This window comes from Bradyrhizobium sp. BTAi1 (genome assembly GCF_000015165.1).
Classification (GTDB): Bacteria; Pseudomonadota; Alphaproteobacteria; order Rhizobiales; family Xanthobacteraceae; genus Bradyrhizobium; species Bradyrhizobium denitrificans.
Window position 1 is genome coordinate 382,466 of record NC_009485.1, and the last position, 12,983, is coordinate 395,448.

A 12,983-nucleotide genomic window follows, 5' to 3' on the forward strand; every position below is an offset into this window, starting at 1 on the left:
CAGATGTCGTGGTGGTCGCGCGCGGCGCTCAGTGTCTGTGCGGTCATCGCTTTCGTCCGGCCAGCCGCCTCCGATCCGCGTGCGGTCATCGAACTATTTACCTCTCAGGGCTGCTCCTCCTGTCCGCCGGCCGACAAGGTGCTTGGCGATCTGGCCAGAGATCCGTCGGTGATCGCATTGTCGCTACCGATCGACTATTGGGACTATCTCGGTTGGAAGGACACCCTGGCGGATTCCCGCTTCACGGCGCGGCAGCGCGCTTATTCGCGCGTTCGCGGCGATCGTGAGGTCTATACGCCCCAGGCCGTGGTCAACGGCTCGGTTCATGTCATCGGCAGTGATCGCGAGGCGATCGAGGGCGCCATTGAGGAGACCGCGCAGGGCGGTGCCGCCATGTCGGTGCCGGTCAGACTGTCGATCGAGGGCCAGGAGCTGACCGTCTCGATCGCCGCGGCCGATGAGCACATGCCGCGCAGACATGGCGAGGTCTGGGTCTGCTCGATCTCGCGGGCCGTCCCGATCCAGGTCGGGCGTGGCGAGAACAGCGGGCGCGAGCTGACCTACTACAACGTCGTTCGCAATCTGTTGAAGCTTGGCGATTGGACCGGAGCGTCGACCAGCTGGAGCGTGCCGCTGGAGAAGATCGCCAAAGAGGGCGTCGACGGTGCCGTTGTCTATGTGCAGGACGGCAGCCGTGACCGGCCGGGTCCGATGCTCGGCGCAGCCTATTCCGAGCTGCATTAGCGCCTGTCCAAATCCGCTGGTCTTGGAGCCGTTCCCGGCCGCGTTCAGGTGCGTCCGGCTTGATCGCGCACAACCGGCAGCGACGCAGCCTTGCGCTGGTCCAAAAAGCAAAAGGACCAACTTGCGTTGGCCCTTTGCCATCACTTGTGAATAGACCCGATCCTGACGACCCCGGGGGGCTGGGGGCTGAGGAATCCGGAACCGAAAGGACCGGGCCAACGCACACGAATCTTATGCCCAAGATCGGGGGCGGTCCCTGGGCGGAAAGACGGCGCGATTATGATTCTGCTAACGATCCCGTGACGCTGACGTGTTCGCGGAACTCGTGTTGGTCGTAGCTGGAGCCGCACTTCAACACTCAAAGCCGCCCCTTGCGGCTTCCGGCGGATGGCGCGATCATGTCACAGAGATGACAGGAGGACGCCGATGAAGCTCACCCCGGAGGATGCCGATCCGAGCGAGAACCGCGCGGCGGCCCGCAGCGCGGCCGCAGCGCCCAATCGGGTGACGTTCGACCGGCTTGAGCTGAACCGGATACTCAATCTCTACGGCCGCATGGTCGCCGATGGCGAATGGCGGGACTATTCGATCGACTTCCTGCGCGACCGGGCGGTGTTTTCCGTATTTCGTCGCGCGTCCGAGGTGCCGATCTACCGTATCGAGAAGGACCCGCGCCTCGCCCGCAAGCAGGGTATGTACAGCGTCATCTCGGCGACCGGCCTGATCCTGCGGCGCGGCCACGAGCTCGAGCGCGTGCTGCTGGTGATCGCGCCAAAGCCGGCCCTGGTTTGATCCGGTGATTTGACTCGCGTCATGTGATCCCTGCGCGCCGACCGGTGCGCTCGAGAGGCGCGATCGCGGAGAGGACCCGCCGTGGTTACGCGGCGGGCACGTTGCTCCCGCCGGCGCCGAGCGGCAGCTGCATCATGACCGTGTCGAGCCATCGGCCAAATTTGAGCCCGACGCTCGGATGGGTGCCGATCATCTGGAAGCCGCAGGCGCGATGCAGTCCGACCGATCCGGCATTGGCGGAGTCGCCGATCACCGCGATCATCTGGCGGAAGCCCCGCTCCTCACAAGCCGTGATCAAGCGCTGCATCAGCCGCCTTCCGATGCCCCGGCGCTGGCTCGCAGGAGCCAGATAGATCGAATTCTCCACCGTGAAACGATAGGCAGGGCGGGGCCGGTACGGTCCGGCATAGGCATAGCCGACCACCTCTCCGTCCAGCAGGGCGACGAAATAAGGGAAGCCGCCATCCGTGAGCGCGCGGAAGCGGCGGGTCATCTCGGTCAAGTCCGGAGCATCGAGCTCGAAGGTGGCCGTGCCCTCGCGCACGGCCTGACCGTAGATGGCGGTGATGGCGGGAAGATCGGCCTCGCCGGTGGGCCGGATGTCGATGTCAGGCATGGCGAAACCATAGCAAGGCGGATCGGACGATCAATCCGCCGTTGCGGCATGGCTGTCGTCGCGTGTCTGCGCGCGGCGCAAACGAGCAGGGTACGAGCGAGCAGGTCTAAGCGGGCCGGCACAACGAAAAGCCCCGGCGGTGAGGCCGGGGCTTCCGAAGGCTGTGACTGTGGCCCGCTGGATCAGTCGCGCTGTCCGAGCAGCTGCAGCAGCAGCGTGAACAGGTTGATGAAGTTCAAGTACAGCGACAGGGCGCCGGTGATCGCTGCACGCTCGGCGATGTCGCCGCCCGCGGAGGCGTAGCCATAGATGTACTCGTTCTTCAGGCGCTGCGTATCCCAGGCCGTGAGACCGGCGAACACGAACACGCCGACCACCGAGACGATGAACTGCAGCATCGAGCTCGCCAGGAACAGGTTCACGAGGCTCGCCAGCACGATGCCGATCAGGCCCATGAACAGGAACGAGCCCATGCCGGTCATGTCACGCTTGGTGGTGTAGCCGTACAGGCTGAGCGCACCAAAAGTCGCCGCGGTGATGAAGAACACCCGCACGATCGAGGTGTGGGTGTACACCAGGAAGATCGACGACAGCGAGATACCCATCAGGGCCGAAAACACCCAGAACAGGATCTGCGCGGTCGACGGCGCCAGGCGGTTGATGCCGGCCGAGATCGCGAACACCATGACCAAGGGGGCCAGGATGAACAGCCACTTCAGCGGGCTCACGAACATCGCGTAGCCGAACTGCGTCAGGTAGGCGTTGCCGAACTTGAACACGCCCGCCGCCGGGTCGCCGGTCACCGACGCCATGTAGACGCCGAGCGCCGCCAGACCGGTGATCGCCAAGCCGATGCTCATGTAATTGTAGATGCGCAGCATGTAGGCGCGCAGACCGGCGTCGACGGTCGCGGCATCGGCGCGCCCGGCCACCCGGCCAAAGGGTGAAGCATAGTTGCGGTCTAGGTCCGACATGGTCGAATTCCCGTTGGTTGCCCGGAACAGAGGTCCTGACGGACCTTATGCCGGTTCTCGAAAAACCCTATCTCATACCCCCCACCACAGACATTAAATTTGCGTCATCGGCAAATTTGCCATCTTTGGCAGGTCTCTGAGCCCATTCCCTAGATGGGAAACTAGCATATCCGCTGCAAGCTTCCACGCGCGGCTGAATGTCGCTCCGCAGGCGTTCGCCCTCTATAACGCGCGTTAACCGTGCGGCATGATCGCGCAAGCCGCTACAGATTCCTCAGAACGCTTGCCGGCTTCTGATTGAGCGCCAGCAGCGTTCCGGCCAGTCCGAGGCCGACGGTCACGACCAGCGCCGCCAGGACGACCATAGCGGCGCTTCCGGCCTGCCAGGCGAAGCTCAACGTCATCAGCCGGGTCACGATCAACCAGGCGGCGACCGAGCCGGCAATCACACCGAACGCAGCGGTTGCGAAGCCAATCATGAGATACTCAAGCACGTAGGCGCCCAGCAAGCGCAGCCGGGTGGCGCCGAGCGTCTTCAGGATGACGGCGTCATAGACGCGGTGACGGTGGCCGGCGGCGAGCGCGCCGCCCAGCACCAGGATCGCCGAAATCAGGGTCACCGCGCTGGCGCCGCGGATCGCGAGCGCCAGGTTGGAAACGACAGTTCCGACCGTCTCCATGACCTCGCGCACGCGCACGCTGGTCACCATCGGGAACGCGTCGGCGACCTTGCGGATGACGCGAGCATCCTCGGCCGCATCGGAGCGCACCTCGGTCAGGGTGGCGACATGGGTATGAGGCGCGCCCTTGAAGGCATTCGGCGAGAACACCAGCACGAAATTGATGCCGAGCCCCTGCCAGTCGATGGTGCGCATGTTACCGATCCGCGCCGCGATATCGCGTCCGAGCACGTTGACCACGATGTCGTCACCGAGCTTGAGGCCGAGGCCATCCGCGATCCGCTTCTCGATCGAGACCAGTGGCGGTCCGCTGTAGCTCTCGCCCCACCATTCGCCCTCGACGACCTTGGAGCCCTTGGGGATCTCGCCGGTATAGGTCAGGCCGCGGTCGCTCTGGAGGACCCATTCGGTCTCCGCCGTGGCCTTGAGGTCCTCGGCGCGCACGCCGCGGGCGGAGACGATCCGGCCGCGCAGCATCGGCACGTCGTCGACCGAGGATTGTGGCGCAAGCTCCTTCAGGAAGCCGCGGAAGCGCTCGGCCTCGCCGGAGGGCACGTCGATGAAGAAGAATGACGGCGCCTGTTCTGGCAGCTGCGCGAGGAACTGCCGCCGCAGATTGCCGTCGATCTGGGTGATCGTGACCAGCACCGCGAGCCCCAGTCCGAGCGACAGCACCACCGACGGCGTCAGCGCGCCCGGGCGATAGATGTTGCTGACGGCGAGCCGCAGCATCGGGAAGCGGCTGCGCGGCATGGCGCGCGCGCTCGCCATCACGACAGCGGCGATGCCCCGCAGCAGCACGAACACGAGCGCAGCGGCGACCACGAACACGGCGGCGATATTCTTGTCGTAGGACAGGCCGATCACCACCGCCACCAAGAGCGCCACCGTGCCGGCGATCAGGGCCAGATAACTCCAGCGCGGACGGTGCCACTCGGCGATCACCGCCTCGCGGAACAGCGCCGCCACGGGCACGTCACGGATGCGCCCGAGCGGCCACAGGCCGAAGGCGAGGGCGGTGAGCAGACCGTAGACGAAGGACAGCGCCAGCTCGTCCGGATGCAGCGCCGGGATCACTGGCAGCGGCAGGATCTTGCCGAACAGTCCGACGATCACAAAGGGCAGGGCGGCGCCGGCACAAAGTCCGATGATCGAACCGATCGTGGCGAGCACCATGACCTGCACGAGGTAGATTCCGAACACGTCGCGGCTGGTGGCGCCCAGCGCCTTGAACGCCGCGATCACCTCGGTGCGGCGGTCGACATGGCTCTTGACCGCATTGGCGACGCCGACGCCGCCGACCAGCAGCGCGGCGAGACCGACCAGGGTCAGGAACTGGGTGAAGCGGCCGATGGTGCGCTCCAATTGCGGCGAGGCATTGCTGCGGCTGCGGATCTCCCACCCGGCCGATGGCAAGGTCAGACGGGTGTCGGCGATGAAGGACGCCGCGGCATGATCGTCCTTGGCGTTGTCCGGCAGCCGGACCCGGTAGGTCCAGCGCACCAGGCTGCCCGGCTGCAGCAGCGGCGTGGCGCGCAAGCCGGCCTCGCTGATCAGGAAGCGCGGTCCCAGCCCGATGCCGCCCGACAGCTTGTCCGGCTCGGCCTGCAGCGCGCTGCGGATCTGGAAGCGCACGGTGTCGATGCTGACGGTGTCGCCGACCTTGAGGTCGAGCCGCGCCAGCAGCGCCGGATCGGCGGCCGCGCCATAAGCGCCGCCGCGCTCGGCCAGAATGTCGGAGAGCGGCAGGTCGGGCTGCAGCTCGGCTTTGCCGAGCAGCGGATAGGCGTCGTCGACAGCCTTGAGCTCGACCAGCGCCAGCTTGGCGTCGTTGGAGCGCACCATGGCCCGTAAGGTCGCCGCCAGCGACACCTCGCCGCGCGAACGCAGGAACGCGATCTCCTCCGGCTTGGCTTCGCGCTGAAACAGCGAAAACGCGACGTCGCCGCCGAGCAGCGTGCGGCCCTCGCGAACGAGACCGTCATTGAGGCTCGCGGCCACCGAGCCGACGCCGGCGATGGCGAGCACGCCGAGCGCGATGCAGGCGATGAAGACGTAGAAGCCGCGCAGGCCGCCGCGCAGCTCGCGCAGGGCGTAACGCACCGGCAGCCAGGCCATGCGGCCGGCGGGGATCGGTTCGGCGACGCTGCTCATGCCAGGGCAGGCTCGTGTGCGCCGTCGGCTTCGATCCGTCCCGAGCGCAGCCGCACGACACGGTCGCAGCGATGCGCAAGCCCGCTGTCATGGGTCACGAGCACCAGGGTCATGCCGCGCTCGGCATGCTTGGTGAACAGCAGGTCGACGATCTGCCGGCCGGTGGTCTCGTCGAGATTGCCGGTCGGCTCGTCGGCCACCAGGATGGCCGGGTCGGGGGCGAGGGCGCGCGCCAGCGCCACGCGCTGCTGCTCGCCGCCGGACAGCTGGGTCGGATAATGGTGCAGCCGGTGGCCGAGGCCGACCGAGTCCAACTCGCGCGCGGCCCGCTCGGCGGCGCCGGAATGCCCGGCCAGCTCCAGCGGCACCGCGACATTCTCGAGTGCGGTCATGGTCGGGATCAGGTGGAAGGACTGGAAGACGATGCCGACCTGGCGGCCGCGGAACCGGGCCAGCGCGTCCTCGTCCAGGGCATTGAAAGCGGTGCCATTGACCACCACCTGACCGCTGTCTGGACGTTCCAATCCCGCCATCACCATCAGCAGCGTGGACTTGCCGGAGCCCGACGGTCCGATCAGGCCGATCGTCTCGCCTTGTCCCACCCGCAGGCTGATGTCCTTGAGAATGTGAACACGCGCCGCTCCGGTGCCGAGCGAGAGATTGACGTTGGCGATGGTAATGGTGTCCGGCGCTGTGCCGGCCAAAGGCGAGGTTTCGATGAGACTGTCCATGGCTCGGTCATATGGCAACTCCGCAAGCCGGGTCGAGAGGCGCGGGCGCATCTTCGTGCACATACTCGTGTTGATGCTCGCCATGATGACAATGGGGCCGGCATTCGCGGGCGCCGAGGCCGGCAAGCCGATCAAGCTGGTGGTGCTTGGCGACTCCTTGAGCGCGGGCCTCGGCCTGTCGGCTTCGGATGCGTTTCCGGCCAAGCTTCAAAAGGCGTTGAACGACAAGGGGCTGAAGGTCGAGATGACCAATGCCGGGGTGTCCGGCGACACCTCCTCGGGCGGACGCGACCGGCTCGATTGGTCGGTGGCCGATGGCACCGAGGCCGTGATCGTCGAGCTCGGCGCCAATGATGCTTTGCGCGGCATCGATCCGTCGGTCACGCGGCAGGCGCTGACCGAGATCGTCCAGCGGCTGAAGGCGCGGGGCATCGCGGTGATGCTGTGCGGCATGCTGGCGCCGCCGAATTACGGCAGCGATTACGCTGCGAAATTCAACGCGATCTACCCCGACCTCGCCAAGCAGTTCGACGTCCAGCTTTACCCGTTCTTTCTCGACGGTGTTGCCGCCGATCCCAAGTTGAACCAGGCCGACGGCATTCACCCCACGGCCGCGGGCGTCGACATCATCGTCTCCCGGATGTTGCCTATGGTGGAAGCATTCCTGCGTCCGCTTCGTGAGCAATGATGGAACGAAGCCGCGGTCGGATCATTCGCGGTCACCTTGCGGGCGAGGTTTTCCGCAGCTTTTACCGGCGTTAACGCTGCGTCCGTCGCGGAGTCATATAAATTCGGTAGGAATTATGCATTGGCGATTCGTCGTCGATCCTTTCGTCAAGGCATGATCTCGTCAATTTTCGGGATCAGCCTCCAGCATCGGGAGTCCTGCAACGATGCCGCGTCTGTTTACTGGACTGGAGATCCCGGCCGAGGTCGGCCAGACTCTCTCCAATTTGCGGGGTGGCCTTCCCGGCGCCCGCTGGATCGATCCGGAAAATTACCACGTCACCTTGCGTTTCATCGGCGATATCGACGGCGCGTCGGCCAACGAGATCGCCGCGATGCTGTGGCGGGTCAACCGCAAGCCGTTCGAAGTCACGGTGCAGGGTCTCTCGAGCTTCGGCGGCCGCAAGCCGCGCGCTGTCGTCGCCAACATCGCGCCCAGCCGGCCGCTGATCGAGCTGCAGGCCGAGCTGGAACGCATGATGCAGCGGATCGGGCTCGATCCCGAGGGACGCAAATTCGTGCCGCATGTGACCTTGGCGCGGCTGCACGACGCATCGAGCCAGGACGTCGCCGATTATCTGTCGGTCCGGGGCTACTTCCCGAGCCGGGTGTTCGTCGCCGAGCGCTTCGTGTTGTTCTCGTCCCGTGCTTCGACGGGGGGCGGGCCCTATGTCGTGGAGGATGCCTACGACCTCTGCGCCGTCTAAAGATTGCCGGAGCCGGGCCGCAAACGCCAACTCGCAAGCGCCGAGCCACGGACGCCAAGCCGCAGAACAACGTCGTTACCCCGGGACTAACGGGCCGGCCGGCGTTTGCGTGCCATATACCAAGTCCTTACGGCTCGGCTGCATGGCCGCTTCCACCATTTGCGGATTGCATTTTCCGTAAGTCTCATGACCTAGAGTGGGCTCATGCTGTCCACTCCGTCAGACGCGTTCCGCGCGCAATATCAGTCTTTGGTCGATACTGGAGCGATCGAGGCCGACCCGGCCCAGGCCGAGGTCGCCGACGCGCTGGCCGCGCTCGAGCGCAGGCTTTCCACCTACAAGCCGGCGCGCAAGCAGAGCCTGCTGGGGCGCCTGTTCTTCGACAAGAGCGAGCCGCCGCGCGGCCTCTACGTTCACGGCGAGGTCGGCCGCGGCAAGACCATGCTGATGGACCTGTTCTATCAGAACTGTCCGGTCGAGCATAAGCGGCGGGCGCATTTCCACGAATTCATGGCCGAGGTGCATGAGCGCATCTACGGCTACCGCCAGAACATTGCGCGCGGCGAGCTCGCCGATACGGATGTGATCGGGCTGACGGCGCAGGCCATCTTCGAGCAGTCATGGCTGCTCTGCTTCGACGAATTCCACGTCACCGACATCGCCGACGCGATGATCCTGGGCCGGCTGTTCGCCAGGCTGTTCGAGCTCGGCACCGTGGTCGTGGCGACCTCCAACGTTGCGCCGGAGGACCTCTACAAGGGCGGCCTCAACCGCGCGCTGTTCCTGCCCTTCATCAAGCATATTGCCGACCACATGGACGTGGTACGGCTGGACGCGCGGACCGATTTCCGGCTGGAGAAACTGGCCGGGGTCAAGATGTGGCTGGTGCCGGCGGACGTCGAGGCCCGCACCGCGCTCGACAACGCCTGGGGCAGGCTGACCGGCCACGCCCGCTGCAGGTCGCGCGACATCACCATCAAGGGGCGCCTTCTGCATGTGCCCTGTTCGGCCAATGGCGTTGCCCGTTTCGGCTTTGCCGACCTGTGCGAGAAGCCGCTCGCAGCGTCGGACTATCTGCGCCTGGCGCACGACTATCACACCATCCTGATCGACCATATTCCGGTGATGGACTACGCGGAGCGCAATGCCGCCAAGCGCTTCATCACCTTGATCGACACGCTCTATGACAACGCCGTGAAGCTGATCGCTTCCGCCGAAGCGGATCCGATCTCGCTTTACGTCGCGACCGACGGCATCGAGGCCATGGAGTTCAAGCGGACGTCCTCGCGCCTGATCGAGATGGGGTCGGAATCCTACTTGGCTCTGCCGCACGGCCGGAAGGACTCGGCAGCCTCCGGGACTTCTACGGGGCTGGTCGAAACCTGACAAACACCGGATTTCGGGAGCGCCTGCCTTCGGGCACACAGCCGTGAAAAGGCCACGTCAATCAGGCTGAAAGGATCATTAGCGCCCGTCCGCCTCGGACCTGATCGAAATCAAGGCAGGCCTGTCAATTGGCCATAGCGTGACTTGAACGGCCGGGGCGAAAGGGATAACCACCCAATCGACTTTTAACCTCCCTCACCCCTTCGGGTTCAAAGGAAATTTCCCATGGCGCGCGACAAGATTGCTTTGATTGGCTCCGGTCAGATCGGCGGAACGCTGGCTCACCTCATCGGCCTCAAGGAGCTCGGCGATGTCGTCATGTTCGACATTGCTGAAGGCGTCCCGCAGGGCAAGGCGCTCGACATCGCCCAGTCCTCCCCGGTCGATGGCTTCGACGCCCATTACAGTGGCGCCAACTCCTACGAAGCGCTGGATAACGCCAAGGTCTGCATCGTCACCGCCGGCGTGCCGCGCAAGCCGGGCATGAGCCGCGACGATCTCCTGTCGATCAACCTCAAAGTCATGGAGCAGGTCGGCGCCGGCATCAAGAAGTACGCCCCCGACGCGTTCGTCATCTGCATCACCAACCCGCTCGACGCGATGGTCTGGGCGCTGCAGAAGGCCTCGGGCCTGCCGGCCAAGAAGGTCGTCGGCATGGCCGGCGTGCTCGACTCCGCGCGCTTCCGCTACTTCCTGGCCGATGAGTTCAACGTCTCGGTCGAGGACGTCACCGCCTTCGTGCTCGGTGGTCATGGCGACACGATGGTGCCGCTGACCAAGTACTCCACCGTCGCCGGCATTCCGCTGCCCGACCTCGTCAAGATGGGCTGGACCTCGCAGGCCCGCATCGACGAGATCGTAGACCGCACCCGCAATGGCGGCGCCGAGATCGTCAACCTTCTCAAGACCGGGTCGGCCTATTACGCGCCGGCGGCCTCGGCGATCGCGATGGCCGAGAGCTATCTGCGCGACAAGAAGCGCGTGCTGCCCTGCGCCGCCCATCTCAACGGCGAGTTCGGCGTCAAGGACATGTATGTCGGCGTTCCCGTCGTGATCGGTTCCAAGGGCGTCGAGCGCATTGTCGAGATCGAGCTGGCCGGCAAGGACCGCGAGGCGTTCGACAAGTCGGTGGCCGCCGTGCAGGGCCTGGTCGACGCCTGCAAGAAGATCGCGCCCGACCTGCTCGGTCGCTGACCTGGCCGGGCGGACCCCAAGCCCGCCCGATCGAGTTGCAGGATGCTTGGTATATGGTATACCAAGCATCCTCGAAACAATTCCATACGTCACCCTCTCGCGGGTTCGGGGAGCAACCGCTTATGAACATTCACGAATATCAGGCCAAGGCACTGCTGCACGAGTTCGGCGTGCCGATTTCCAAGGGCGTGCCGGTGCTCCGTCCGGAGGACTCGGATGCGGCGGCGAAGGCGCTCGGCGGTCCGGTCTGGGTCGTGAAGAGCCAGATCCACGCCGGCGGCCGTGGCAAGGGCAAGTTCAAGGAGGCCTCGGCCGGCGACAAGGGCGGCGTCCGCCTCGCCAAGTCGATTGACGAGGTCAATGCGTTCGCCAAGCAGATGCTCGGCGCAACCCTCGTCACCGTGCAGACCGGCCCCGATGGCAAGCAGGTCAACCGCCTCTACATCGAGGACGGCTCGGATATCGACAAGGAATTCTACCTGTCGCTGCTGGTCGATCGCGAGACCTCGAAGGTCGCTTTCGTGGTGTCGACCGAAGGCGGCGTCAACATCGAGGACGTTGCTCACAGCACGCCTGAGAAGATCATCACCTTCTCAGTCGATCCGGCCACCGGCGTGATGCCGCATCACGGTCGCGCCGTCGCCAAGGCGCTGAAGCTCTCGGGCGATCTCGCCAAGCAGGCCGAGAAGCTGACCATCCAGCTCTATACCGCCTTCGTCGCCAAGGACATGGCGATGCTCGAGATCAACCCGCTGGTCGTCACCAAGCAGGGCCAGCTGCGTGTGCTCGACGCCAAGGTGTCGTTCGACTCCAACGCGCTGTTCAAGCACCCCGAGGTCGTGGCGCTGCGTGACGAGACCGAGGAAGACGCCAAGGAGATCGAGGCCTCCAAATACGATCTCAACTATGTCGCGCTCGACGGCACCATCGGCTGCATGGTCAACGGCGCCGGCCTCGCGATGGCGACGATGGACATCATCAAGCTCTACGGCATGGAGCCGGCCAACTTCCTCGACGTCGGCGGCGGCGCCAGCAAGGAGAAGGTCGCGGCGGCGTTCAAGATCATCACCGCCGACCCGAACGTGAAGGGCATCCTGGTCAACATCTTCGGCGGCATCATGAAGTGCGATGTCATCGCCGAGGGCGTCGTGGCCGCGGTCAAGGAAGTCGGCCTGAAGGTGCCGCTGGTGGTGCGCCTCGAAGGCACCAATGTCGATCTCGGCAAGAAGATCATCAGCGAGTCCGGTCTGAACGTGCTGCCCGCCGACAATCTCGACGACGCCGCGCAGAAGATCGTCAAGGCCGTCAAGGGAGGCTGAGCGCCGTTTCAGGCGCTCGCTTAGCTCCTCACCGCAACGCTTTTAGAGAAAGCACGATGTCCATTCTCATCGACAAGAACACCAAGGTCATCTGTCAGGGCTTCACTGGCAAGAACGGCACCTTCCACTCCGAGGCGGCGATCGCCTACGGCACCAAGATGGTCGGCGGCACCTCGCCGGGCAAAGGCGGCTCGACCCATCTCGGCCTGCCGGTGTTCGACACCGTCAAGGAGGCTCGCGAGGCCACTGGCGCTGACGCGTCGGTGATCTACGTGCCGCCGCCGGGTGCGGCCGACGCCATTTGCGAGGCGATCGACGCCGAGGTCCCGCTGATCGTCTGCATCACCGAGGGCATCCCGGTGCTCGACATGGTCAGGGTCAAGCGCTCGCTGCAGGGCTCCAAGTCGCGCCTGATCGGCCCGAACTGCCCGGGCGTCATGACCGCCGGAGAGTGCAAGATCGGCATCATGCCGGCCAATATCTTCAAGCCCGGCTCGGTCGGCATCGTGTCACGCTCCGGCACGCTGACCTATGAAGCGGTGTTCCAGACCACCTCGGAAGGCCTCGGTCAGACCACCGCGGTCGGTATCGGCGGCGACCCGGTCAAGGGCACCGAGTTCATCGACATGCTGGAGATGTTCCTTGCCGACCCCAAGACCGAGTCGATCATCATGATCGGCGAGATCGGCGGCTCGGCCGAGGAAGACGCGGCCCAGTTCATCAAGGACGAGGCCAAGCGCGGCCGCAAGAAGCCGATGGTCGGATTCATCGCCGGCGTCACGGCGCCTCCGGGCCGTCGCATGGGCCATGCCGGCGCGATCATCTCGGGCGGCAAGGGTGATGCCGGTTCGAAGACGGCCGCGATGGAAGCGGCTGGTATCACGGTGTCGCCGTCGCCGGCGCGGCTCGGCAAAACGCTTGTCGAAAAGTTGAAATCCTGATTCAGGACTTAGTGCTTTT

At 65.1% G+C, this 12,983-nt stretch carries 12 protein-coding genes; 8 read left to right on the plus strand and 4 right to left on the minus strand.

Annotation, left to right across the window (positions count from 1 at the left end; translation table 11 throughout):
* The first annotated feature begins 3 nt into the window (after positions 1-3).
* Together BBTA_RS01830 and BBTA_RS01835 are read left to right on the plus strand one after the other, a co-directional pair.
* Positions 4-744 carry a thioredoxin family protein gene (locus BBTA_RS01830; protein ID WP_012040723.1) on the plus strand — a complete coding sequence of 247 codons (741 nt, stop codon included), beginning with the start codon at positions 4-6 and terminating at the stop codon, positions 742-744.
* A 426-nt stretch (positions 745-1,170) separates the two neighbouring features.
* A complete protein-coding gene (locus BBTA_RS01835) occupies positions 1,171-1,536 on the plus strand; it encodes a DUF2794 domain-containing protein (RefSeq protein WP_012040724.1) in 366 nt (121 codons plus the stop codon).
* An 85-nt stretch (positions 1,537-1,621) separates the two neighbouring features.
* Here BBTA_RS01835 and BBTA_RS01840 read toward each other — a convergent pair whose 3' ends face one another.
* The 4 genes from BBTA_RS01840 to BBTA_RS01855 form a co-directional block, all read right to left on the minus strand.
* Complete coding sequence (locus BBTA_RS01840) at positions 1,622-2,152, minus strand: GNAT family N-acetyltransferase (protein ID WP_012040725.1); 531 nt, start codon at positions 2,150-2,152, stop codon at positions 1,622-1,624.
* Between the two features lie 182 nt (positions 2,153-2,334).
* The gene (locus BBTA_RS01845) at positions 2,335-3,126 is read right to left on the minus strand and encodes a Bax inhibitor-1/YccA family protein (protein ID WP_012040726.1); all 792 of its coding nucleotides are present in this window, start codon (positions 3,124-3,126) and stop codon (positions 2,335-2,337) included.
* Between the two features lie 263 nt (positions 3,127-3,389).
* Entirely contained in the window at positions 3,390-5,960 is a 2,571-nt protein-coding gene (locus BBTA_RS01850) for an ABC transporter permease (protein WP_012040727.1), read from the minus strand.
* Positions 5,957-6,691: an ABC transporter ATP-binding protein gene (locus tag BBTA_RS01855; protein WP_041750262.1), complete on the minus strand. Its 735-nt coding sequence runs from the start codon at positions 6,689-6,691 to the stop codon at positions 5,957-5,959. Before BBTA_RS01855 ends, BBTA_RS01850 begins: the two co-directional genes overlap by 4 nt.
* 55 nt (positions 6,692-6,746) lie before the next feature.
* Between BBTA_RS01855 and BBTA_RS01860 the strand changes: the two genes are divergently transcribed.
* From BBTA_RS01860 to sucD, 6 genes are all read left to right on the plus strand, one after another.
* Complete coding sequence (locus BBTA_RS01860; RefSeq protein ID WP_012040729.1) at positions 6,747-7,379, plus strand: arylesterase; 633 nt, start codon at positions 6,747-6,749, stop codon at positions 7,377-7,379.
* 205 nt (positions 7,380-7,584) lie between these two features.
* Positions 7,585-8,124, plus strand: coding sequence for an RNA 2',3'-cyclic phosphodiesterase (thpR, locus tag BBTA_RS01865; RefSeq protein WP_012040730.1), 540 nt, complete (start codon positions 7,585-7,587; stop codon positions 8,122-8,124).
* Between the two features lie 204 nt (positions 8,125-8,328).
* Positions 8,329-9,510 (plus strand): cell division protein ZapE, encoded by a 1,182-nt coding sequence (gene zapE, locus BBTA_RS01870; protein ID WP_012040731.1) that lies wholly within the window; start codon positions 8,329-8,331, stop codon positions 9,508-9,510.
* Positions 9,511-9,735: 225 nt separating this feature from the next.
* Complete coding sequence (gene mdh / locus BBTA_RS01875) at positions 9,736-10,704, plus strand: malate dehydrogenase (RefSeq protein ID WP_012040732.1); 969 nt, start codon at positions 9,736-9,738, stop codon at positions 10,702-10,704.
* 122 nt (positions 10,705-10,826) lie between these two features.
* Positions 10,827-12,023, plus strand: a complete 1,197-nt coding sequence (sucC, locus tag BBTA_RS01880; RefSeq protein ID WP_012040733.1) for an ADP-forming succinate--CoA ligase subunit beta — start codon at positions 10,827-10,829, stop codon at positions 12,021-12,023.
* A 56-nt stretch (positions 12,024-12,079) separates the two neighbouring features.
* Positions 12,080-12,964 carry a succinate--CoA ligase subunit alpha gene (gene sucD / locus BBTA_RS01885; RefSeq protein WP_012040734.1) on the plus strand — a complete coding sequence of 295 codons (885 nt, stop codon included), beginning with the start codon at positions 12,080-12,082 and terminating at the stop codon, positions 12,962-12,964.
* The last annotated feature ends 19 nt before the right edge of the window (positions 12,965-12,983 follow it).

What these genes read in the sequence shown, in the direction of transcription:
- BBTA_RS01830 (WP_012040723.1), top strand. Translation starts at nt 4, where the DNA reads ATGTCGTGGTGGTCGCGCGCGGCGCTCAGTGTCTGTGCGGTCATCGCT.
- BBTA_RS01835 (WP_012040724.1), top strand. Translation starts at nt 1,171, where the DNA reads ATGAAGCTCACCCCGGAGGATGCCGATCCGAGCGAGAACCGCGCGGCG.
- BBTA_RS01840 (WP_012040725.1), bottom strand. Translation starts at nt 2,152, where the DNA reads ATGCCTGACATCGACATCCGGCCCACCGGCGAGGCCGATCTTCCCGCC.
- BBTA_RS01845 (WP_012040726.1), bottom strand. Translation starts at nt 3,126, where the DNA reads ATGTCGGACCTAGACCGCAACTATGCTTCACCCTTTGGCCGGGTGGCC.
- BBTA_RS01850 (WP_012040727.1), bottom strand. Translation starts at nt 5,960, where the DNA reads ATGAGCAGCGTCGCCGAACCGATCCCCGCCGGCCGCATGGCCTGGCTG.
- BBTA_RS01855 (WP_041750262.1), bottom strand. Translation starts at nt 6,691, where the DNA reads ATGGACAGTCTCATCGAAACCTCGCCTTTGGCCGGCACAGCGCCGGAC.
- thpR (WP_012040730.1), top strand. Translation starts at nt 7,585, where the DNA reads ATGCCGCGTCTGTTTACTGGACTGGAGATCCCGGCCGAGGTCGGCCAG.
- zapE (WP_012040731.1), top strand. Translation starts at nt 8,329, where the DNA reads ATGCTGTCCACTCCGTCAGACGCGTTCCGCGCGCAATATCAGTCTTTG.
- mdh (WP_012040732.1), top strand. Translation starts at nt 9,736, where the DNA reads ATGGCGCGCGACAAGATTGCTTTGATTGGCTCCGGTCAGATCGGCGGA.
- sucC (WP_012040733.1), top strand. Translation starts at nt 10,827, where the DNA reads ATGAACATTCACGAATATCAGGCCAAGGCACTGCTGCACGAGTTCGGC.
- sucD (WP_012040734.1), top strand. Translation starts at nt 12,080, where the DNA reads ATGTCCATTCTCATCGACAAGAACACCAAGGTCATCTGTCAGGGCTTC.